The 20,763-nt window shown below is 70.5% G+C and carries 24 protein-coding genes; 8 read left to right on the top strand and 16 right to left on the bottom strand.

The genetic code is table 11. The features are described from left to right. Positions 1 to 91: 91 nt before the first annotated feature. The gene (locus ACLZOT_RS42470; protein ID WP_416974573.1) at positions 92 to 1,417 is read right to left on the bottom strand and encodes a D-alanyl-D-alanine carboxypeptidase family protein; all 1,326 of its coding nucleotides are present in this window, start codon (positions 1,415 to 1,417) and stop codon (positions 92 to 94) included. A 91-nt stretch (positions 1,418 to 1,508) separates the two neighbouring features. Here ACLZOT_RS42470 and ACLZOT_RS42465 point away from each other — a divergent pair, with 91 nt between their 5' ends. The 3 genes from ACLZOT_RS42465 (at position 1,509) to ACLZOT_RS42455 (ending at position 4,947) form a co-directional block, all read left to right on the top strand. Continuing rightward, on the top strand, positions 1,509 to 1,748 hold the full coding sequence (locus ACLZOT_RS42465) for an SCO4848 family membrane protein (protein ID WP_416974572.1): 240 nt from the start codon (positions 1,509 to 1,511) through the stop codon (positions 1,746 to 1,748). Between the two features lie 49 nt (positions 1,749 to 1,797). Then, on the top strand, positions 1,798 to 3,204 hold the full coding sequence (locus tag ACLZOT_RS42460) for a metallophosphoesterase (RefSeq protein ID WP_416974571.1): 1,407 nt from the start codon (positions 1,798 to 1,800) through the stop codon (positions 3,202 to 3,204). A 192-nt stretch (positions 3,205 to 3,396) separates the two neighbouring features. After that, positions 3,397 to 4,947 (top strand): ABC transporter substrate-binding protein, encoded by a 1,551-nt coding sequence (locus tag ACLZOT_RS42455; RefSeq protein ID WP_416974570.1) that lies wholly within the window; start codon positions 3,397 to 3,399, stop codon positions 4,945 to 4,947. A 54-nt stretch (positions 4,948 to 5,001) separates the two neighbouring features. Here the strand turns inward: ACLZOT_RS42455 and ACLZOT_RS42450 are convergent, their stop codons facing one another. Then, positions 5,002 to 6,444, bottom strand: a complete 1,443-nt coding sequence (locus ACLZOT_RS42450) for an ATP-binding protein (RefSeq protein WP_416974569.1) — start codon at positions 6,442 to 6,444, stop codon at positions 5,002 to 5,004. Continuing rightward, positions 6,444 to 7,133, bottom strand: coding sequence for a response regulator transcription factor (locus ACLZOT_RS42445; protein WP_416974568.1), 690 nt, complete (start codon positions 7,131 to 7,133; stop codon positions 6,444 to 6,446). The genes ACLZOT_RS42450 and ACLZOT_RS42445 overlap by 1 nt, the downstream gene beginning before the upstream one ends. A 173-nt stretch (positions 7,134 to 7,306) precedes the next feature. Between ACLZOT_RS42445 and ACLZOT_RS42440 the strand changes: the two genes are divergently transcribed. Beyond that, positions 7,307 to 9,712 carry an MMPL family transporter gene (locus tag ACLZOT_RS42440; RefSeq protein ID WP_416974611.1) on the top strand — a complete coding sequence of 802 codons (2,406 nt, stop codon included), beginning with the start codon at positions 7,307 to 7,309 and terminating at the stop codon, positions 9,710 to 9,712. Here the strand turns inward: ACLZOT_RS42440 and ACLZOT_RS42435 are convergent. From ACLZOT_RS42435 to ACLZOT_RS42415, 5 genes are all read right to left on the bottom strand, one after another. Next, the gene (locus ACLZOT_RS42435; RefSeq protein WP_416974567.1) at positions 9,705 to 10,007 is read right to left on the bottom strand and encodes a hypothetical protein; all 303 of its coding nucleotides are present in this window, start codon (positions 10,005 to 10,007) and stop codon (positions 9,705 to 9,707) included. The two genes, ACLZOT_RS42440 and ACLZOT_RS42435, sit on opposite strands and share 8 nt — an antisense overlap. Next, positions 10,004 to 10,750: a TetR family transcriptional regulator gene (locus tag ACLZOT_RS42430; RefSeq protein WP_416974566.1), complete on the bottom strand. Its 747-nt coding sequence runs from the start codon at positions 10,748 to 10,750 to the stop codon at positions 10,004 to 10,006. The genes ACLZOT_RS42435 and ACLZOT_RS42430 overlap by 4 nt, the downstream gene beginning before the upstream one ends. Positions 10,751 to 10,760: 10 nt before the next feature. Further along, complete coding sequence (locus ACLZOT_RS42425) at positions 10,761 to 11,246, bottom strand: thiol-disulfide oxidoreductase DCC family protein (protein WP_416974565.1); 486 nt, start codon at positions 11,244 to 11,246, stop codon at positions 10,761 to 10,763. After that, complete coding sequence (locus ACLZOT_RS42420; protein ID WP_416974564.1) at positions 11,243 to 11,656, bottom strand: hypothetical protein; 414 nt, start codon at positions 11,654 to 11,656, stop codon at positions 11,243 to 11,245. Before ACLZOT_RS42420 ends, ACLZOT_RS42425 begins: the two co-directional genes overlap by 4 nt. Positions 11,657 to 11,771: 115 nt before the next feature. Further along, positions 11,772 to 12,179, bottom strand: coding sequence for a VOC family protein (locus ACLZOT_RS42415; protein WP_416974563.1), 408 nt, complete (start codon positions 12,177 to 12,179; stop codon positions 11,772 to 11,774). Between the two features lie 103 nt (positions 12,180 to 12,282). Here ACLZOT_RS42415 and ACLZOT_RS42410 point away from each other — a divergent pair, with 103 nt between their 5' ends. The 3 genes from ACLZOT_RS42410 (at position 12,283) to ACLZOT_RS42400 (ending at position 13,717) form a co-directional block, all read left to right on the top strand. Continuing rightward, positions 12,283 to 12,786 carry a TM2 domain-containing protein gene (locus ACLZOT_RS42410; RefSeq protein WP_416974562.1) on the top strand — a complete coding sequence of 168 codons (504 nt, stop codon included), beginning with the start codon at positions 12,283 to 12,285 and terminating at the stop codon, positions 12,784 to 12,786. Continuing rightward, the gene (locus ACLZOT_RS42405; RefSeq protein ID WP_416974561.1) at positions 12,779 to 13,210 is read left to right on the top strand and encodes a DUF2752 domain-containing protein; all 432 of its coding nucleotides are present in this window, start codon (positions 12,779 to 12,781) and stop codon (positions 13,208 to 13,210) included. Before ACLZOT_RS42410 ends, ACLZOT_RS42405 begins: the two co-directional genes overlap by 8 nt. 237 nt (positions 13,211 to 13,447) lie before the next feature. Next, entirely contained in the window at positions 13,448 to 13,717 is a 270-nt protein-coding gene (locus ACLZOT_RS42400) for a TM2 domain-containing protein (protein WP_416974560.1), read from the top strand. 71 nt (positions 13,718 to 13,788) lie between these two features. Here ACLZOT_RS42400 and ACLZOT_RS42395 read toward each other — a convergent pair whose 3' ends face one another. Next, entirely contained in the window at positions 13,789 to 14,496 is a 708-nt protein-coding gene (locus ACLZOT_RS42395; protein ID WP_416974559.1) for a hypothetical protein, read from the bottom strand. A gap of 121 nt (positions 14,497 to 14,617) precedes the next feature. Between ACLZOT_RS42395 and ACLZOT_RS42390 the strand changes: the two genes are divergently transcribed. After that, on the top strand, positions 14,618 to 15,514 hold the full coding sequence (locus ACLZOT_RS42390) for a hypothetical protein (RefSeq protein WP_416974558.1): 897 nt from the start codon (positions 14,618 to 14,620) through the stop codon (positions 15,512 to 15,514). Here the strand turns inward: ACLZOT_RS42390 and ACLZOT_RS42385 are convergent. The 7 genes from ACLZOT_RS42385 to ACLZOT_RS42355 form a co-directional block, all read right to left on the bottom strand. Further along, positions 15,511 to 15,825, bottom strand: coding sequence for a hypothetical protein (locus ACLZOT_RS42385; protein WP_416974557.1), 315 nt, complete (start codon positions 15,823 to 15,825; stop codon positions 15,511 to 15,513). The two genes, ACLZOT_RS42390 and ACLZOT_RS42385, sit on opposite strands and share 4 nt — an antisense overlap. After that, entirely contained in the window at positions 15,822 to 16,415 is a 594-nt protein-coding gene (locus ACLZOT_RS42380) for a hypothetical protein (RefSeq protein WP_416974556.1), read from the bottom strand. The genes ACLZOT_RS42385 and ACLZOT_RS42380 overlap by 4 nt, the downstream gene beginning before the upstream one ends. 158 nt (positions 16,416 to 16,573) lie before the next feature. After that, entirely contained in the window at positions 16,574 to 17,338 is a 765-nt protein-coding gene (locus ACLZOT_RS42375) for a succinate dehydrogenase iron-sulfur subunit (protein WP_055721464.1), read from the bottom strand. Beyond that, on the bottom strand, positions 17,338 to 19,092 hold the full coding sequence (sdhA, locus tag ACLZOT_RS42370) for a succinate dehydrogenase flavoprotein subunit (protein WP_416974555.1): 1,755 nt from the start codon (positions 19,090 to 19,092) through the stop codon (positions 17,338 to 17,340). The genes ACLZOT_RS42375 and sdhA overlap by 1 nt, the downstream gene beginning before the upstream one ends. Positions 19,093 to 19,111: 19 nt before the next feature. Next, positions 19,112 to 19,594: a succinate dehydrogenase hydrophobic membrane anchor subunit gene (locus tag ACLZOT_RS42365; protein WP_055721466.1), complete on the bottom strand. Its 483-nt coding sequence runs from the start codon at positions 19,592 to 19,594 to the stop codon at positions 19,112 to 19,114. Between the two features lie 5 nt (positions 19,595 to 19,599). Continuing rightward, entirely contained in the window at positions 19,600 to 19,980 is a 381-nt protein-coding gene (sdhC, locus tag ACLZOT_RS42360) for a succinate dehydrogenase, cytochrome b556 subunit (protein ID WP_010351863.1), read from the bottom strand. 242 nt (positions 19,981 to 20,222) lie between these two features. Further along, positions 20,223 to 20,696, bottom strand: a complete 474-nt coding sequence (locus ACLZOT_RS42355) for a 2-oxo-4-hydroxy-4-carboxy-5-ureidoimidazoline decarboxylase (RefSeq protein WP_416974554.1) — start codon at positions 20,694 to 20,696, stop codon at positions 20,223 to 20,225. Positions 20,697 to 20,763 lie beyond the last annotated feature (67 nt).

Here is a 20,763-nt window from a genome sequence, read left to right as displayed (position 1 = left end):
GCTCCCGCGCGCGGGTACGAGGAACCTCACCGAAACCGAACCGCATGCCCCCGCGCGCGAGCCGACGTCAGCAGTCCCGCGCGCCCGTGCCTCAGCTCCCCGGCGTCTCCTCCGGCTTCTCGCCCGCTGCCTCTCCCGCGCGTGCGGCCCTCCCCGAAGGCCACCTGCGGTTGACCAGAAACACACCCCCGGCGAGCAGCACCAGCACCCCGCCCGCGATGGCCAGCGCCGTACCCATGCCGCTCGAACCGTCCGTCGTGGACTTCGCGGCGACGGGGGCGCCCGAGGCGTTGCCCGCGCCGCCCGCCTGGCCTGTCGTCTCAGGGGACGCGGAGTTGGTGGCGCCGGGCTGGGGGGCCGCGTTCCTCGGGGGGACGAGTTCGCCGATGGGGCGGGTCTTGCCGGCCGCCTGGAAGCCCCAGTCGAGGAGGGCGGCGGTCTCCTTGTAGACCTCGTTGTGGTCTTCCTTGGCGGGGTTCATGACCGTGACCAGGAGGACGCGGCCCGCCCGTTCGGCGACGCCCGTGAAGGTCGCGCCCGCGTTGGTGGTGTTGCCGTTCTTGACGCCCGCGATACCGGGGTACTGCGCGATGTCGTAGTCCCCGCTGAGGAGCCGGTTGGTGTTCTGGATCTCGAAGGGCGTCCGGGAGGTCTTGCCGGTCTTCGCGTCCTTCTTGGTCTGGCCGGGGAACTTGGCGCGAACCGTCGAGGCGTACTCCCGGAAGTCCTTCTTCTGGAGCCCGGAGCGCGCGATGAGGGTGAGGTCGTAGGCGGACGACACCTGCCCGGGCGCGTCGTACCCGTCGGGAGAGACGACGCTCGTGTCGAGCGCCTGGAGCTCCTCCGCGTGCGCGTTCATCTCGGCCACGGTCGCGGGGACGCCGCCGTTCATGGCGGACAGGACGCGCACCGCGTCGTTCCCGGACCGCAGGAAGACCCCGAGCCACAGGTCGTGGACGGAGTAGGTCTCGTTCTCCTTTATCCCGACGAGGCTGGAACCCGCCCCCATGCCGGCCAGCTCGGCGGCCGTCACCTTGTGCTGCGTCGTCTTCGGGAAGCGCGGCAGGACCGTGTCCGCGAACAGCATCTTCATCGTGCTGGCCGGCGGCAGCCGCCAGTGCGCGTTGTGCGCCGCGAGCACGTCCCCCGTCTCCGCGTCCGCGACGATCCAGGACCGCGCGGTGATGTCCTTGGGCAGCACGGGCGCCCCGCCCGCGAGGTCGGCCTGCGTCCCGGGCAGCCCGAGCCGCGCACCCCCGACGGTGGACATCCGCGCGGGCGGCGTCACGGTGGGGGTCGGCGAGGGGGAGGGCTTGGGCGCGGCGACGGCGAGGGGCGCGGTCAGCGAGGCGGTCGCGAGCGTGGCGGCGGTGACCGTCAGGGTTCGCCTGACGGCCCGTTTCATGGGTGCGGGCACGACGCCGAACGTACCCGCAGCCCCGGGGGAAGTCCCAGCGCGCTCCCCACCCGCCTCCGGGAACCGGACACCCGACGGCGATACTGGGCGCATGAAGCTCACCCGCCCCCTGTCGTGGTTCCTGCTCGCCTTCGGGGTCTGGTCGTGGGTCATCTGGGTCACTTTCGTAAAGAATCTGATCAAAGACGGCAGCGGCCTGGCGTTCGACGACGGACATCCCACGGCCTACTTCTGGGTGCACCTGACGCTCGCGGTCGTGTCCTTCGTATTGGGGACGGCCATCGGGCTCATCGGGTTGCGTTCCCTGCGCGCGCTGCGCGCGGCGTCGTAGCGGATCGAGCGGGTCAAGTGGCCGTGGGAGCAAGGGGTTTACGACCGTCATGGTGATCGTCTTCGGCGCGCTCGCGCTGGCCGTCCTGGTGACCGGCAACTGGTACCTGTGGCGCCGGCTGTTCCGCGACACGACCCGGGGCCCCGGGTGGGTGCGGCGCGCGGGCGCGGTGCTGATCGGGGCCGGCTGGGTCCTCGCGATCTCGGCTCTGGCGGCCGAGCGCACGGGTGCGCCGTTCTGGCTCCAGCGGGTCCTGGCCTGGCCGGGCTTCCTGTGGCTGGCGCTGGCGATGTACCTGCTGCTCGCGGTCCTGGCGGGCGAGGCCGTACGACCGCTGCTGCGGCTGTTCCTGGAGCGGTGGGCGGCGAGGCGGGTCACGGATGCCGCTCCCGGGCCCGTGAAGGCCCCTCAGGAGCCCGTACGCACCCTCTCCGAGGTCCCGGCAGCACCGGACACCGCGCAGGCCACTGAGGCCCCGCAGGAGGCGTCGGTGTCCGAGGGTCCCCGCAAGACCCCCGAACCCGCCGCCGCCCAGGCTCCCGCCGACCCGGCCACCACCACTTCCCTCGCCGCGCCCGCCGAGCCCACCGCCGCCGAACCCGCCCCCGTCACCACCACCCCCCTCGCCACCCCCACCCGCCGCCTCTTCGTCTCCCGCGTCGTCGCCGGCGCCGCGGCCACCGCCGCCGTCGGCACCGTCGGCTACGGCACCTACGGCGTCCTGCGCGGCCCGAGGGTGAAACGCGTCACGGTCCCCCTCGCGAAGCTCCCGCGCGCGGCGCACGGCTACCGGATCGCGGTCGTCAGCGACATCCACCTCAGCCCGGTCCTGGGCCGGGGCTTCGCGCAGAAGGTCGTCGACACGATCAACGGCACCCAGCCCGACCTGATCGCGGTGGTCGGCGACCTGGTGGACGGCAGCGTGAAGGACCTCGGCCCGGCGGCGGCGCCCCTCGCTCAACTCCGGGCCAGGCACGGGCAGTTCTTCGTCACCGGCAACCACGAGTACTTCTCCGGCGCCGAGCAGTGGGTCGAGGAGGTCCGGCGCCTAGGCCTGCGCCCCCTCCAGAACGAGCGCACCGAACTCCCCTGGTTCGACCTCGCCGGGGTCAACGACATCGCGGGCGAGAGCGAGGGCCAGGGCCCGGACTTCACGAAGGCGCTCGGCGACCGCGACCGCGCGCGGACGGCCGTCCTCCTCGCCCACCAGCCCGTGCAGATCCACGACGCGGTGGACCACGGCGTCGACCTCCAGCTCTCCGGCCACACGCACGGCGGCCAGCTCTGGCCGGGCAAGTACTTCGCGCAGGCCGCGAACCCGACCGTCTCGGGCCTGGAGCGGTACGACGACACGCAGCTGTACGTCTCCAACGGCGCGGGCGCGTGGGGGCCGCCCACGCGCGTGGGGGCGCCGTCCGACGTCACCGTGATCGAGCTGGCGTCCCTGAAGGCATGAACCCCCCAGAGCTGTGAGGGAACTGTGAAACCGGACCGAAACAACTGTTCGGGTAAGTTCTCTCTCATCTCATCCGATTAACCTTCCCTGGGCGAAACCGTGTGTGATTAGGTGAGCCGGCCATTCAGGGGAGTGGCCTCTTTTTCGCAAGGCTGGGCCCGTACACGGGGCCTGGGGAGGCAGGGCACCACCATGCGATCTGTTCGCATGCGGATCATCGCGGCGGTCGCCGTACTGGCCGCCGTCGGCGTGGGCGGCTGGCAGCTGCTGCCGTCGGACGGCGGCGACGGCAAGGCCATCGTGGTCGGCACGACCGACTCGGTCACGTCCCTCGACCCGGCGGGCTCGTACGACTCGGGCTCCTGGGCGCTGTACAGCAACGTCTACCAGTCGCTGCTGACCTTCGCGCCGGGCGGCGTCCAGCCCGTCCCGGACGCGGCCAAGAGCTGCGCCTTCCAGGGCGGCGGGCTGACGACGTACGCGTGCGAGCTGCGCGACGACCTGAAGTTCCCGAGCGGGCGCAAGGTCACCGCGAAGGACGTCAAGTACTCGATCGACCGCATCAAGAAGATCAACTCCGAGGTCGGTCCCGCGCCGCTGCTGTCCACCCTCAAGTCGGTCGACACGGAGGGCGACACCGTCACCTTCCACCTGGCGTTCGCCGACGCGACGTTCCCGTTCAAGCTGGCGACCGGCGTCGGCTCGATCGTCGACAGCACCAAGTACCCCGAGAACAAGCTCCGTACGGGCGACAGCGTCGACGGCACCGGCCCGTACACGATCTCCGGGTACACCAAGGACCAGCGGATCGACCTCAAGCCCAACGCCGACTACAAGGGCGCCTTCAAGACCGGCGAACCCGTCGAGCTGAAGTACTACAAGGACTCCGCGCAGCTGGAGAGCGCCTGGAAGGCGAAGGACGTCTCCGTCGCCACCCGCCAGCTCCCGCCGAAGATGCTCGCCTCCCTCAACGCCAGCGACCCCGACCAGCGGGTCACCGAGGCGGAGAGCTCCGAGACCCGCAACCTGTACTTCAACACCCGCGCGGGTTCCCCGCTGCACGACGCGCGCGTGCGCAGGGCGGCCGCCTGGCTGATCAACCGCGAGCAGCTCGCGACGACCGTGTACGACGGCACCGTCGACCCGCTGTACTCGCTGATCCCGACCGGCATCACCGGCCACGCCACGTCGTTCTTCGACGCCTACCCCAAGCCGGACGTCGACAAGGCCAAGGCCCTCCTCCAGGCCGCCGGCGTCTCCACGCCCGTCACGATCACCTACGGCTACGGCAAGCGGGGTGTCGCCGAGCAGGAGGCCGCCGCGCTGAAGGCCCAGCTGGAGACGGGCGGCCTGTTCAAGCTGGACGTCAAGGCGTTCGAGTGGACCGACTTCCAGAAGCAGTGGGTCGCCGGCAAGCTCGACGCGTACCCCGTCGGCTGGGTCGCCGACTACCCGGACGCCGATACCTTCGCCGCGCCCCTCGTCGGCACCGACTCCACGATGAACACCGGCTACAGCAGCAAGGCCGTCGACAAGCTCATCCGCGACAGCCAGCAGTACGCCGACCGCAGCCGCGTCTCCGACGACTTCCGCCGCCTCCAGGACGACGTCGCCCAGGACGCCCCCGTCATCCCTCTGTGGCAGCGCAAGGAGTACGTCGTCGCCACCGAGGACGTCGGCGGCAGCCAGTACCTCGCGGACGGCAACGGCGTGTTCCGGCTGTGGAGCCTGAACTGGATCTAGCTCCAGCGGGAACTCTGACGGCACCCCGGGAACTCCGGGGTGCCGTCAGCCGTTTCAGGAGCACCCCGGCCGCTCGGGCAGCTCCACCGTCGCCGTCAGCCCCTCCCCGGGCGCCGTCCGCACACTGATCGTCCCGTTGTGGGCCTCCACCGCGCGCTGGACGATCGCGAGCCCGAGGCCGCTGCCCGCCGCGCTGCCGGTGCGGAAGAACCGGTCGAAGACGCGGGCCGCGTTCTCCTCGGTGAGCCCGGGTCCCTGGTCGGCGACCGCGAGGGTGATCCGGTCGCCCGCGCGCCGCGCGGAGAGGTGCACCGGCACGTCCGGCGGCGTGTGCGTGCGGACGTTCGCGACGAGGTTGCCGAGGATCTGCCGCAGCCCCGACTCGTCGGCCTGTAGAAGCAGCGTGCCCGAGGCGTCCACGGTGACCGGGCGGGCCGGCTGCTGCGCGCGCAGGTCCTGCGCCGCGTCCCGCACCAGCCGCGTCACGTCGACGGGCCGCAGCCGCAGTTCCGGGTGCTGGTCGAGGCGGGCCAGCGTGAGGAGTTCGTCCACCAGCCGCCCCATCCGGTCGACCTCGGCGTTCATCCGGTCCCAGGAGCGCCGCCGCTCCTCCTCCTCGCGCAGCATCCCCTTGTCGTAGAGCTGGAGATAGCCCCGGATCGCCGCCAGCGGGGTGCGCAGCTCGTGGGAGGCGTCCGCGACGAAGGACCGGAGCTGGGCGGCGCTGCGCTCGCGCGTGCGGTACGCCGTCTCCACCTGGTGCAGCATCGAGTTGAGGGCCAGCCGCAGCTGCTCGACCTCCTGCGTGGCGTCGCAGTTGGACGGCACCCGGCGCGTCAGATCGCCCTCCGCTATCGCCGACGACGTCTCGACCATGTCCTCCAGGGGCCGCATCCGCCGCCGCACGTTGAACAGCGTCAGACACGCCAGCAGCGCGAGCAGCAGCGTCCCGACGGCGAGATCGGCCCGCAGCGCCTTCGCCATCCCCTTGTGCAGCCGGTCGGTGGAGGTCCCCATCAGGACGTACGTACCGTCCCGCAGCAGTGTCGCCGTCGCCCGGTAGGGGGTGCCGTGCAGGTCGACGTCCTGCGGGGAGCTGTGCCGTACGAGCGCGGCGGGCGTACCGACCGCCTTCGCGAACCCCGTCTGCACGTCGGTCGGCGCGATGCCGAAGATCGGGAGCGCGGTCCCTTCGGCGTCGACGGCGACGAACACCGAGTCCGGCGCGGACTGTTCGCGCTCCGCCTCGGGCAGCCCCTGGTCGATGATGAACGCGAGGACGGTCAGCGAGTCGACGTCCCGCAGGGTGAGCCGCGAACTCTCCAGCGAGGAGCGCGTCTTGGTCAGCCCGGAGTCGATCTGCCCGATCAGGTAGTGCCGCATCGCCATCAGGCTCACGGCCGTCGCGGCGGTGATCCCGAGGGCGAGCAGCGCGACGTTCGCCAGCGTCAGCTTCACCCGCAGGGAACGCATCGCCCACGCGCGCGGGAGGCCCATCACGCCAGCCCGTACCCGACCCCGCGCCGCGTGGTGATCACCGGCGGCCCCAGGGCGGCCAGCTTGCGCCGCAGGTAGCTGATGTACGTCTCGACGACCGTCGACTCGGGCGGCGTGTGCTCGTACTGCCAGACGTGGCGCAGGAGTTGCTCCTTGGGGACGACCCGGCCGCCGTTGCGCACCAGGAACCGCAGCAGCGCGTACTCGGTCGGCGTCAGCTCCACCGTGCGCCCCGCGCGGTGCACGCTGTACGTCGTCTCGTCGAGCTCCAGGTCGCCGTAGCGCAGCGGCGGGCGCTGGGTGAGGACGTCCTCCGCGCGCGTACGCCTGAGGACCGCGCCGATGCGCGCTATGACGACGTCGATGTCGAACGGCTTGGTGATGTAGTCGTCGCCGAAGCCGAGCGCGCCGACGATCTCGGCGGGCGAGTCCCGCGCCGTCAGGAACACGATCGCCAGGTCCGCGCGCCGGGCGCGCAGTTCGCGGCCCAGGGCGCGGCCGTCGCCGTCCGGGAGCATCACGTCCAGGAGCGCCACGTCGGGGCTGGTACGGCCGGCGAGCGCGAGGGCCTCGCGGACCGTGCCCGCGACCATCACCTCGAAGCCGTGGAAGCGCAGCGCGATGGCGAGGACGTCAGCGATGCTCGGCTCGTCCTCCACGACCAGCACGGTGCCAGGGGCCGTCGTCATGCCCCCAGTATCGGCGCCGCCCCGCACGCGCGTACGGGGTTTGACTTTGGAGTTCCTTGAGAGTCATGCCCAGTCGATGTCCAGCCGCGTCCGCTCCTGTCGATGCTGTCCTCCAGGACCTGGGGGACCAACCGAACTGACCGGATACGAAGAGGAGTTGAAGCGTGGCGGCATTGGCACGCTGGTGCTACCGGCACCGGCTGGTGGTCCTGTTGCTGTGGGTGGGGGCACTGTTCGGCATGGGGTTCACGGCCTCGGCGGCCGGAACGAACTATGCGAACGTCTTCTCGCTCCCGGACACGGACTCCAAGAAGGCGTACGACCTGATGGAGAAGGCGTTCCCCGCGCGCGCGGGCGACACCGACACCATCGTGTGGAAGACCGAGACCGGCAGCGTCCGCGACGACGCCGTACGGCAGCGCATCGAGCCCGCGCTGAAGGAGATCGCGGCGATGGACGGCGTCGGGGACGTCGCCGGGCCGTACGCGGGCGCGGGCGGGGCGGCGCAGATCAGCCGCGACGGGACGATCGCCTACGCGCAGGTGACGTTCACCAAGCAGGCCAACGAGGTGCCCAAGGACCTCATCGAGAAGGTCGTGGACGCCTCTCAGAAGGCCGAACAGGGCGGTCTGCGGGTCGAGCTGGGGGGCCAGGCGATCCAGCGCGTCCAGGAGCCGCCCACGGGCCTCGCCGAGATGATCGGGCTCGCCGCGGCGGCCGTCGTCCTGTTCCTCGCGTTCGGCTCGCTCTTCTCGATGCTCCTGCCGATCGCCATCGCGGTCTTCGGCGTCGGCATGGGCCTGTTCGGCACGCAGCTCCTCAGCCACACCACGGACATCCCCGACCTGGCGCCCCTGCTGGCCTCCCTCATCGGCCTCGGCGTCGGCATCGACTACGCCCTGTTCATCGTCACCCGCCACCGCAAGGGCGTCCTGCGCGGCCTCGACCCCGAGGAGGCGGCCGTCACCGCCCTCAACACCTCGGGCCGCGCCGTCCTGTTCGCGGGCGGTACCGTCTGCATCGCGCTCGCCGGGATGCTCGTCACCAACCTGCGCTTCCTCGACGGCGTCGTCATCGGTACGTCCCTGACGGTCGTCCTCAGCGTCCTCGCCGCGACGACCCTGCTGCCCGCGCTCCTCGGCTTCCTCGGGCCGCGCGTGCTCAGCCGTGGGCAGCGGCGCCGGCTCGCCGCCGCCGGGCCCGAACCGGAGGGGACGAGCGGGCCCGCCGTCCGCTGGTCCGCGCAGGTGCAGCGCAAGCCCAGGTCCATCGCCGCGCTCGCCCTCGCCGTCATGGTCGTCCTCGCGCTGCCCGTGCTCTCGCTGCGGCTCGGCGCCACCGACCAGGGCAACGACGACACGTCCACGACGACCCGCCAGGCGTACGACCTCCTCGCCGAGGGCTTCGGGCCCGGCTTCAACGGGCCCCTCCAGGTCGTCGCCGAGGGCGGTGACACGGCCGCGCTCGTGCGGGGCATCCAGGCGACCGAGGGCGTCGCGCGGGTCGCCGCGCTGCCGCCGGCCGGCGGGGTCACCGTCGTCCAGGTCGTGCCCACGACGTCCCCGCAGTCCCGGGAGACCGACGAGCTGATCGACACCCTGCGCGACCGCGTCATCCCGCAGGCGGGCGCGCAGGCGCACGTGGGCGGTGTGACGGCCGTGTCGAAGGACTTCGCGACCGTCACCGGCGACCGGCTGCCGCTGTTCGTCGCGACGATCATCGGGCTCGGGTTCCTGCTGCTCCTGGTGGCGTTCCGGTCGCTGGTCGTGCCGCTGACGGCGGCCGTCATGAACCTCGTCGCCGCCGCTGCCTCGTTCGGCGTGCTGGTGGCGATCTTCCAGTGGGGCTGGGGGCTTGAGCTTCTGGGGCTCGGCAAGGAGGGGCCGATCAACGCGTTCCTGCCGGTCATCATGCTGTCCTTGCTGTTCGGCCTGTCGATGGACTACCAGGTCTTCCTCGTCAGCCGCATGCACGAGGAGTGGGTCCACACCCGCGACAACGCGCGCGCGGTACGCGTCGGCCTCGCCGAGACCTCCCGCGTCATCAACTCCGCCGCGCTCATCATGGTGTGCGTGTTCCTCGCGTTCGTCCTGAGCGGGGACGCCGGGGCGGCGATGGCGGGCGTCGGCCTCGCGGTCGCGGTCGCCCTGGACGCGTTCATCCTGCGCACGGCCCTCGTCCCGGCGGCCATGCACCTCCTGGGTACGTCGAACTGGTGGCTCCCGGCGTGGCTCGACAAACGCCTGCCGCACCTGGCGGTGGAACCCCAGGAGGAGCCGCGCGAACCGGCTGAGAACGGCCCCGCCTCCGTCGTCCACGGCTTCGTCCGCGACCCGGAGGGTTCCGCCGTCGCCGGCGCCGCGGTCACCCTCCTGTCCTCCGGCGGAGGCCGCCAACTCGACCACGTCGTCACCCTGGCAGACGGTTCGTACGTCCTCGCGGTCCCGGCGCCGGGGACGTACCTCCTGGCGGTCACCGCACCCGCGTACGGGTCGTCCGCGCGGCACGTGAGCGTGGGGGAGGGGCCGGTGGTGCAGGACGTGGAGCTGCGGGAGGGGGAGGTGGACGCGGTCAGCTAGCGGACCTGGGGCGCCCGGCTTCGGGGATCAGGCCGACGTCGAGGGTGACTTCGAGTACGGCGACCGTCTCGCCGGGGGCGTGTACGCGGTGGTTCGCGTACGTGTCCCCGGCGGCGTACGCGGCGACCTTGGCGTGCAGGTCGGTCCGCCAGTTCCGGGAGGTGGCCTCCAGGACGAGCCGGAAGCAGGAGGGGGCGTAGCAGTTGTTCGCGATCAGGTGGCTGTCGATGTCGGCGGTCACCAGGGAGAGGTCGGGAACACTGCTTGGAGCAACGGAGTTGTTAGCAGTGGTCACTTTTCCTCCCTCCTGCCCCTCTTGTCTCCCGGATCCGGCAGCATCCTCGTCATCCCCGGCAGGAAGTCCGTGAACAGTTCGTGGACCTCCCTCACCAGGGGGCGCAGCACCCGGAAGCGGGACAGTGCCACCCCGCGTGCGGTGAGGCGGGCGCCCCGTTCCGCCAGGCGGTAGCTGCGTTCGCGGTTTTCTGTGCGGTCGAAGATCCAGTAGAGGACCAGGCCCATCTGGGAGAGCCACATCAGTTCGGGGAGGACGTCCTTGAGGTCGTCCGCGACCTTTGTTTTCGTGGCGCCCCGGAGGATCTCTCGGTGGACCGAGATCGCTTCCTCGCGCGCGTGCTCCGATTCGGGGGAGAAGGGGCTGAGGGGGCTGTCGGGGTCTGCCGCGTTCTTGAAGAACTGGACCGCGAACTCGTGGTACGGCGTCGCGAGGTCGAGCCACAGGCGCAGGACCCCGGCGAGGCGGGCCTCGAAGTCGGTCTCGCGGGCGAGGAGGGGGCGGACGGCGGCGCGGTGCTCGGCGGCGAGACGGTCGTAGAACCCCTGGATGAGGTGTTCCTTGCCGGCGAAGTAGTAGTAGGCGTTGCCGACGGAGACCCCGGCCTCCTGGGCGATGGCCCGCATGGTCGTCTTGTCGTACCCGCGCTCCTGGAAGAGCCGCATGGCGGTCTCCAGGATGAGGGCGCGGGTCTGTTCGGACTTGCTGGGCGCTGCGGCGGGGCCGTCGTTGTTCGCGGACACGGTCGCGAGCCTAGTCAGTGGGGCAGGAGCCGCTGTCACAGGCGTACTCCCACCCGTGCGCGGGGTCGTAGGCCCACCCGTCGCCGCGCGTGTACGCGTCCCCGCCCCACCCGGCCTCGCGCACGCGCGCGACGGTGAGCAGCGCCGTGCGGGCGAGCCGCGCCCCGGACGGTGTGCTGAGCCGGTGCGCGAGGGCCCGGTGCTCGCGCAGCGCCCACAGGACGACGACCCAGGCGTCGGCGCCCCGGTAGAGCTGGCCGCTGTCGCCGACGACGGTGACCTCGGCGAGGGTGAGGCCGTGGTCGAGGCCGGGGAAGAGGGCGCGGGCGGCGTCGGAGGCGGCCGGGACGAGGTCCAGGGGGACCAGTTGGGGCTGGCGGGCCAGCCAGGCGCTGAGCGCGCGGCACAGGCCGCACTCCGCGTCGTACAGGACGGTCAGCCGGCGGACCGGGACGCGTACGGCGTCCCGGTCGGCGGCGTCGGTCTCGGCGCTCACGCCTGGGCCGGCTTCGTCGGCGCGACCCACGCGCGCGGGGCGACCGGCGGCACCTGCTCGCGCTCCAGCATGCCCCGGCGCCGGATGCGGCTGAGGACGTACACGTTGCCCAGGTGCATCGCGCCGAGGACCAGCAGGACCACGCCGAGCTTCGTCGACAGGGCCTCGAAGATCTCGCGGGTGTTCGCGAGGGCGTCGTCGCCGCTCAGGTAGAGGGCGACGAAGCCGAGGTTGACGAGGTAGAAGCCGACCACCAGGAGGTGGTTGACCGCGTCGGCGAGCTTCTCGTCGCCGCGCAGGACGTCGGCGAGGAAGATCCGGCCGTTGCGGCTGAGGGTCCGGGCGACCCAGACGGTCAGCGCGATGCTGACGGCCAGGTAGACGACGTATGCGATGACTGTGCGGTCCATGTCCCCACCACTTTCTTGAACGCGTTCAAAACGCTGTCGTGGATGACTGTAGACCTGTTTTTGAACGTGTTCAACATGGTGGGGAGTCCGAGGGCGGGGCAGGGGGCCCGGCGTCTCAGCGCCTCGCCAGCTCCGGGCGCTTCGTGTAGTCCGTGAAGCCGAGGACGTTGCCCCAGGGGTCGGCGATCTCCACCGTCCAGCCCGTCGCCACGGACGCCGGCTCGTCGATCGGCGTGACCCCCGCCGCCGTCAGCCGCCGCGCCGCAGCCCGCGCGTCCGGCACCTCCATCCACACGCGCGTGCACCCCCACGGCGGCGGCCTGTGCCCGAGCGCCGCCTCCTCCCGCAGCAGGATCCCCGGCGTCTCCCGCCCCACCTTCAGCAGCGCGATCCCGCCCTCGTCGAAACGGAACCCCACCGCGAACCCGGCGCGCTCGTAGAACCCCACCGCCTCGGCGAGGTCCCCGACCGGCAGCAGCACGTTGTCGAACCCGAGCAGCTCGTACGACTCGTCATCAGACATACCGTCACAATAGGTGCACCCCGGTCCGGATCGGGGGCTGCGGCACAGGGATGTCGGGCAAGATGGCGCTAGTCAGATCGTCAGACCTTGGGGGACCACCACCGTGACGGAACAGCCGAAGCAGCCCTACGAGCCGCCCCCGGGATACGGCTACCCGGGCGCGGGGCCCTACGGGCAGCCCCAGCCGGGATACGGCTACCAGCAGCCGCCGCAGGGCCAGGGGTACCCCCCGCCCCCGCAGGGCCAGCCGGGCCAGCCCGGGCCGGGCTACCCCCCGCCCCCGCAGGGCTACGCGTACCCCGGCGGCCAGATGCCCCCGGGCGCCGGATACGCGCCGCCCGGCACCTACACCGGCGACCCGAACGCCCCCTACGGGTACGACATCTACGGCCGCCCCTACTCCGACAAGTCGAAGATCGTCGCGGGCATCCTCCAGCTCTTCCTGGGCACCTTCGGCGTCGGCCGGTTCTACGTCGGACACGTCGGCCTCGGCCTCGCCCAGCTCTTCACCTGCGGCGGCCTCGGCATCTGGGCCCTGATCGACGGCATCATCCTGCTGACCAGCGACAGCACGACGGACGGGCAGGGCCGGGTCCTCCGTGGCTGAGACGGCACCCGTGCCGTCCGGAGACCCGAAACCCGCCGTCTCCTTCCTCCGGCACCCGGCGACGGCCCCTCTCGCGGTGCTCGTCGCCGGTGCCGCGGGGTCGGTGTACCTCTACGGCACCGACCCCCACCAGCCGGGGCACCTCCTGCCCCAGTGCCCCTTCCGGCTCGTCACCGGCCTGCTGTGCCCCGCGTGCGGCGGCACCCGTATGACGTACGACCTGATGCACGGCCGCCTCGACGCGGCGTGGCTCGACAACCGGGCGTTGCTGCTCGCCGCCCCGTTCGCACTCGCGCTGCTGGCCCGCTGGATGTGGGAGGGGATCGGGCGCCGCCGGTCCTGGCGGCCGCGGATCGGCGTGCGCGGGCAGGCGCTGATCCTCGGCCTCGCCGTCACCTGGACCGTCGCCCGCAACCTTCGCTGACGCGACGCCCCCTGATGACCCCGGGTTGAGCGGGGTTTCCGAAGTGGCTTGAAGCAGCCGGAACTTGGCGCAAGATTTGTCACGGAACGGGAACGATCGTTCGACATGCCTGCCGTCGGGCACCGTCGGCTGCCTACGCTCAGCGCTCACACACGGGGGGCGACCGAGTCATGTGCTGACAGGCGCGCGCTCCCCGGTTCTCGCATTCCGAGCAGTCCCGTCAGGAGAGCAGTTCCTATGACCGTCCCCGTCCCCAACCCCGATGCCCCCTACGGCTACGACCCGCAGGGCCGCCCGTACTCCGACAAGTCGAAGATCGTCGCGGGCATCCTCCAGCTCTTCCTGGGCTACCTCGGCATCGGCCGCTTCTACGTCGGCAACGTCGGCGTCGGTATCGCCCAGCTCCTGACCTGCGGCGGCCTCGGCATCTGGGCGCTGATCGACGGCATCATCTTCCTCGTCAGCAACGACCGCACGGACAAGCAGGGCCGCGTCCTGCGCGGCTGATCCCCCCGCGGGGTCCCGGGTCCGCCCCTGATCTTCTCCCAGGGGCGGACCCCTCCACGGGCCCTACGGCCTCAGCAGCCGGCCCGCCGGGGACCCACCGCGATGTCGGCCATCCGCACGTCGTACGACGCCGGGTCCGGGTTCGCCTGGTAGAGCTGCCAGCCGAGCTTCAGCTTGTCGAACTTGGGGAACACGAAGTCGTCGGCGGTCCCGCCGTGGTTCTTCGTCGACACCGTCAGATCAGGGTTCTCCACCCCGTCGAAGTACACCGTGACCTTGTTGTCCGACGCGTCGAGGTGGAACTCCAGGCACTGCCAGACGCCGCCCACCGCGGGCGCCGAGGTCCGCCAGTTCGTCCAGTCGCCGGTCACGCCCAGGTCCGAGCCGACACCGTAGAAGTTCCCCTTGTCGGTCGGCGCGTACTGCCCGCCCAACGGCCGTACCAGCGTGGGCGAATCACTCCCCGACGCCTCCGCCATCGTCCAGTGCGCCCAGTCCGGCGAGATCGGGTACGCCCCCACCTTGACCCGCGCGCGGGCCCAAAGGCTGTTGCCCGGCAGGGACTTGAGCGGGAGGACGAGGAACGCCTTGCCGTTGCCCTCCGTGTGGAAGAGAAGTTCCTTGCCGGGGCGCCCACTTGTGCTGGGCACCACCGTGATCGAACTGCCGGCCGACGTCTCCGTCGTCCACGCGGGGCTTGCCGAGGCAGTGGGGGGTATCGCGAAGAGCACGGCTGTCAGGGCCAGTCCGGCCGTCGCCGCTTTTCTCAGGATTGCCATGCGCCAGAGTCTGGCTTGAACTCTCAAGCAGATCAACGCACTCTTTGAGCCACACCAGCCCCTTCCGCCACCGCACCCCATACTGAACACCGCTCAAACAGCCCAAGGGGAGGCGGAGTTCGTGCGACGAGTGCTGTCGGTGCACTTCGCGCCGTGCGCGCTGTTCGTCGCCGGGGTGTTCGTCCTCGTCCGCGCGGGGAGCTTCTCCGGGCGCAGCGACTGGGGCGCGGTGTGGCCCCGCCGCCCCGAGACGACGCTCCAGCTCACCGCCGCCCTCACCGCCTGCGCGGCCCTTCTCGGCCTGCTCCTCCAGCCGTTCCAGGTACGGGCGGTACGGGTCCTGGAGGGCTACTGGGACCGCTGGCCGCTCACGGCCCGGCTCGCCGGGGTGCTGACGGGGGTGCAGCGCAGGCGGTGGCGGGCGCTGCGGAAACGGGCGTACGGGAAGACGGGCGGTGAACGTGAGCAACGGATCCGCGCCGATGCCCTGCGCCGGCTCGCCGGTCATCCGCCGGGCGACCTCCTCCTGCCCACCGCCCTCGGAAACGCCCTGCGCGCCGGGGAGTTGAGCGCCGGTGAGCGGTACGGCCTCACCACGCTGTCCTCCTGGCCCCGTATCTACCCCCAGGTCTCCGGCCGTGTCGACGAGGCGCTCCGCTCGGCCCGCGACGCCCTCGACACGGCCGTCAACCTCTGCTGGTCCTTCCTCGCACTGACCGCGACCGCCCTCCCCGCCCTGTACGACGAACCCGCCCTGTGGTGGCTCCCCGCCACCGGTCTCCTCCTCGCCGCGCTCGCCTACAAGGGCGCGGTGACGACCGCGCAGGCGTACTCCGGCCTGATGCACGTCGTCTACGACCTGCACCGCTTCGATCTGCTGGAGGCCCTGCGGTATCCGCTGCCGGGGGACCGGGAGAGCGAGGAGGAGGTGTTCGCGGACGTGTCGGATCTGCTGGCGGGGATCAGACCGGAGCGGCGCGTGTACGACCACCGGGTCCGGGGCGGTCCGGAGCTCTAGGATTCTCCGGCGCGTGCGGCGTCCAAGGCGTGGCGGGCCCGCACGAGGTCGTCCCAGGTCCTGTGCGACGCGTGGACGACCGGAGGCAACTCCCGGAACGGGCAGTTCTCGTCGTGCCGGTCGACGACCCCGGCGTTGTGCTCGGCGAGGTAGGCGTCGATGGCGGCAGGACCGGCCCGCAACGCCTTCTGCCACTCGTGCATGAGGAGGGGCATCATGGTCGTGCTGACGTGTCCCAGGTTCGCCGGACAGCTGCCACAGAGCACCGAGTGGGCCTGGTAACCGGGAAGTGCCATGGCGTGCATGGTCATGTGGAGCCTCCTTGCCGGACGGGTCGACTGTTCTCGGCGGCGCGTTCGTCGATGAGACGGGTGAGCCGGTGCTGCCAGTAGATCTCCCCGAAGGCGCAGGCCAGGACGATGCCCGCCGCGCACCACCGCCAGCCTTTCTGGCTGCTGTCGCCACCGGGAGCCAGCGCCGCGGCCACACCGAACGCCAGGAGGACGGTCCCCGTGTTGAAGCCGAGGTTGGCCTTGTTGTTGAACCGGAACCAGGTGCGGTAGTCGTTGTACTGCTTCGTCCGCAGGGCCAGTCGCGTCCGCTCGTCCGCGGCCTCGTACTCGTGCCAGTCGTAGACGTCCTGCCGGGAGTAGAGGAACTTCCGTGCGTGATAGGCCAGTTGGATGCTGAAGATCAGGGACATCGCGGAGAGCACGAGGATGAGGAGGGTCGGCCCCGAGAACAGGAACAGGTCGTCCTTGGCGCCCGCCACGACGCCGGCGAGTCCGAGTGCCGCGGCGGCCAGCAGGGGCGCGGCGACGAACTGGGCCTCCTTGGAGCCGTGCCCGTATCCCAGCGGGTCGGGGCTCTGCCAAGGCGGAGTCACATTCGGTGCCGGCACAAGCCCCCGCCCTCCCCAACACCCGGTGTCTGTCGGAACGTTCGACAGGAGTGTGACGGCGAGAAGCAGCCGGCGGCAGCAGCGCGAATCCGCCAAAACCCCTGAGGGCCCTGTTCCCGGTGGTGCGGAACAGGGCCCTCAGCGGTGACGCGCAGTGGTCAGAAGCGGCGCGTGATCAGCGCTCGCTTCACCTCCTGGATCGCCTTCGTGACCTCGATGCCGCGCGGGCAGGCGTCCGTGCAGTTGAAGGTGGTGCGGCAACGCCACACGCCGTCACGGTCGTTGAGGATCTCCAGGCGCTGCTCACCGGCCTCGTCGCGCGAGTCGAAGATGAAGCGGTGGGCGTTGACGATGGCCGCCGGGCCGAAGTACTGGCCGTCGTTCCAGAAGACCGGGCACGACGACGTGCAGGCCGCGCAGAGGATGCACTTCGTCGTGTCGTCGAAGCGCTCGCGGTCCTCGGCCGTCTGGAGGCGCTCGCGGGTCGGTTCGTTCGTGTCCTTCGTGATGAGGAAGGGCATGACGTCGCGGTACGCCTGGAAGAACGGCTCCATGTCGACGACCAGGTCCTTGAGGACCGTGAGGCCCTTGATGGGCTCGATCGTGATCGGCTTGGCCGGGTTGATGTCCTTGATCAGGGTCTTGCAGGCAAGCCGGTTCTTGCCGTTGATCCGCATGGCGTCCGAGCCGCAGATGCCGTGCGCGCAGGAGCGGCGGAACGTGAGCGTGCCGTCCAGATCCCACTTGATCTTGTGGAGGCCGTCGAGGACGCGCTCCTTGGGGTCGATCTCCAGCAGGAAGTCTTCCCAGACCGCCTCCGCCGAGACCTCCGGGTTGAACCGGCGGACGCGGAACGTGACGGTGATGAGGTGGTCCGAGGCCGCGGCCTCCGCCTCCACCTTGTCCAGAACGGGGGTTGCCATCAGTACTTACGCTCCATCGGCTGGTAGCGGGTCTGCACGACCGGCTTGTAGTCGAGACGAATCGAGTCCGTGCCGTCGTCGCCGACCTCGCGGTACGCCATGGTGTGGCGCATGAAGTTGACGTCGTCGCGGTTGGGGTAGTCCTCGCGGTAGTGACCGCCGCGCGACTCCTTGCGGGCCAGCGCGGAGACGGCCATGACCTCGGCCAGGTCGAGCAGGTTGCCCAGCTCGATGGCCTCCAGGAGGTCGGTGTTGAACCGCCGCCCCTTGTCCTGCACCGAGACGTTCTTGTACCGCTCGCGCAGCTCGGCGATCTTCTCGACGGCCGTCTTGATCGTCTGCTCGGTCCGGAACACCATGACGTTCGCGTCCATGGTCTCCTGGAGCTCCTTGCGCAGCACCGCCACCCGCTCGGTCCCGGTCGACGCGCGCAGGTTCTCCACCTGGTCGACGACCAACTGCGCCGGGTTCTCCGGGAGTTCGACGAAGTCGGCCGTCTGCGAGTACTCGGCCGCCGCGATGCCGGCCCGCCGCCCGAACACGTTGATGTCCAGCAGCGAGTTGGTGCCGAGGCGGTTCGCGCCGTGCACGGAGACGCAGGCGACCTCGCCGGCGGCGTACAGACCCGGAACGACCGTGGTGTTGTCCGACAGGACCTCACCCTCGACGTTCGTCGGGATGCCGCCCATCGCGTAGTGCGCGGTCGGCTGGATCGGGATCGGGTCCGTGTACGGCTCGATGCCGAGGTAGGTGCGCGCGAACTCGGTGATGTCCGGGAGCTTCGCGTCGAGCTGCTCCGGCGGGAGGTGCGTGAGGTCGAGGTAGACGTGGTCGCCCTCGGGACCGCAGCCGCGGCCCTCACGGATCTCCGTGTAGATGGAGCGGGAAACGACGTCACGGGACGCGAGGTCCTTCATGACCGGCGCGTACTTCTCCATGAAGCGCTCGCCGTCCTTGTTGCGCAGGATGCCGCCCTCACCGCGGGCGCCCTCCGTCAGCAGGATGCCCATGCGCCAGATGCCGGTCGGGTGGAACTGGAAGAACTCCATGTCCTCCAGCGGCAGCCCCCGGCGGTAGCAGGCGGCCTGCCCGTCACCGGTGAGGGTGTGCGCGTTGGACGTCACCTTGAAGAACTTGCCGGTGCCGCCGGACGCGTAGATCACGGCCTTCGCCTGGAAGACGTGGATCTCGCCGGTCGCCAGCTCGTACGCCACGACGCCCGCGGAGTGCTTGACCCCGTCGACCTCGGTGATGAGCTGGTCGAGGACGTAGAACTCGTTGAAGAACTCCACGCCCTCCTTCACGCAGTTCTGGTACAGCGTCTGGAGGATCATGTGACCGGTGCGGTCGGCCGCGTAGCAGGAGCGGCGCACCGGCGCCTCACCGTGGTTGCGGCTGTGCCCGCCGAAGCGGCGCTGGTCGATCGTCCCGTCGGGCGTCCGGTTGAACGGCAGGCCCATCTTCTCCAGGTCGAGGACGGCGTCGATGGCCTCCTTCGCCAGGATCTCGGCGGCGTCCTGGTCGACCAGGTAGTCACCGCCCTTGACCGTGTCGAAGGTGTGCCACTCCCAGTTGTCCTCCTCCACGTTCGCCAGCGCGGCGGCCATGCCGCCCTGCGCCGCGCCCGTGTGGGAGCGGGTCGGGTAGAGCTTCGTCAGCACGGCGGTGCGGCTGCGCTTCGTCGACTCGATGGCCGCGCGCATACCGGCGCCGCCCGCGCCGACGATGACGGTGTCGTACTTGTGGATCTTCATGTTGGTCGCAGCCCCGTGCCTAGCGGATGTTCGGGTCGAAGGTGAAGATCACCAGCGTGCCCAGCAGGATGGTGAACACCGTGGCGGTGTAGAGCAGGCCCTTGAGCCACAGCCGGGTGTTCGCGCGCTCCGCGTAGTCGTTGATGACCGTACGCAGGCCGTTCGCGCCGTGCAGCATCGCCAGCCACAGCATCAGCAGGTCCCAGACCTGCCAGAACGGGGACGCCCAGCGGCCCGCGACGAACGCGAAGCCGATCTTGGACACGCCGCCGTCCAGCACGAGCTGGATCAGCAGGTGGCCGATGACCAGGACGACCAGGACGATGCCGGACAGCCGCATGAACAGCCACGCGACCAGCTCGAAGTTGCCCCGCGTCGACTTGGGGGTCTTCTTCGTGCGCTTGCGCGGGGCCTCGATGTACGGGGCCGGGTTGTCGACGTCGTACAGCGAACCGCCCTCGACGGGGCCGATGCCGGACGCGGTGGTTTCGGTGGTGGCCATCGGTGTCAGCTCCCGAAGAGTTCGCGGGCCGCGTGGCCGAGGACGGGGTAGATCGCGCCGATCATCAGCACGACCCACAGGCCGACGACCGTCCACAGCATCTGCTTCTGGTAGCGCGGGCCCTTCGACCAGAAGTCGACGGCGATGACGCGCAGGCCGTTGAGGGCGTGGAAGAGGATGGCGGCGACGAGGCCGTACTCAAGGCAGGCGACGATCGGCGTCTTGTACGTGGCTACGACCTTGTCGTAGTCCTCGGGGGAGACGCGGACGAGAGCGGTGTCCAGCACGTGAACGAACAGGAAGAAGAAGATGAGGACGCCGGTGACTCGGTGAGCCACCCAGGACCACATTCCTTCCCGGCCGCGGTACAGCGTTCCAGCCGGCACGGAAGTCCCTCCGGGAGCGGGGTGTCGGGGCCTGCCGGCTTGTGCTGTCGGTCGGCCCGGCCGGGTACGGTCCACCGGCCCCCAGCATGTTAGCTACGCAGTGGGGGCGGGTTTACGGCGGGCCTACCGGTGTGATCAAAGTGGCACGCGGATGGGTGAAGCCGTGCGGCATCTGGGGTGGTGGGTGCTGTTATGTGCCGGGTGCGGCGCCGTTGTGGCTGGTCGCGCAGTTCCTCGCGCCCCTAAAAGGCCCTCATCAACCGGTGCTTTGCGAGCTTGCGGAGTTCGTCCGCCGCCAGTACCCGTTCGTCCTCCGGATCGTTCAGCAAACGTGACCGGATGGCTTCCAGGGTGTGATCCAGAGTGTCGGGTGCGATGACGAAGGCGTGGCCGAACTTCGACTCGTATGCCGTGTGCGCGGCGCTTAGCGCCATATGGGCCGCTACATATGTACCCGGCGGGAGTTGCGGCATCTTCTCCGCCGCCAGTGCTTCCGTCAGGTCCCCCCTCGTCAGGTCGTACGCCGCCTCGTCCGCTGCTGCCAGGAGGGCTTCGACCGTGGGGTACGGGCGGTGGGTGGTCACTCTCACCGCCCAGGTCTCGCTGTGGAGGCAGGTGAGGAGGAGTGTGTACGCCTCCGCCGGGGGAGCCGTGTTGAACGCGGCGAGGCGTTGGTGCGTAGGTGATGGTTGTTCGGGAAGGGCCGGTATGGCCACGCGGTGGGCGGGCAGCGTTGGTCCTTGTGTCACGGGATGCTGGTGTGGCGCCACGTTATCGAGAGTG

Origin of the sequence: Streptomyces sp. 4F14, from assembly GCF_048159485.1 — a bacterium.
Taxonomy (GTDB): domain Bacteria; phylum Actinomycetota; class Actinomycetes; order Streptomycetales; family Streptomycetaceae; genus Streptomyces.
Note: the sequence above shows the minus strand (reverse complement) of the source record. Positions and strands in the feature narration are given on the sequence as shown.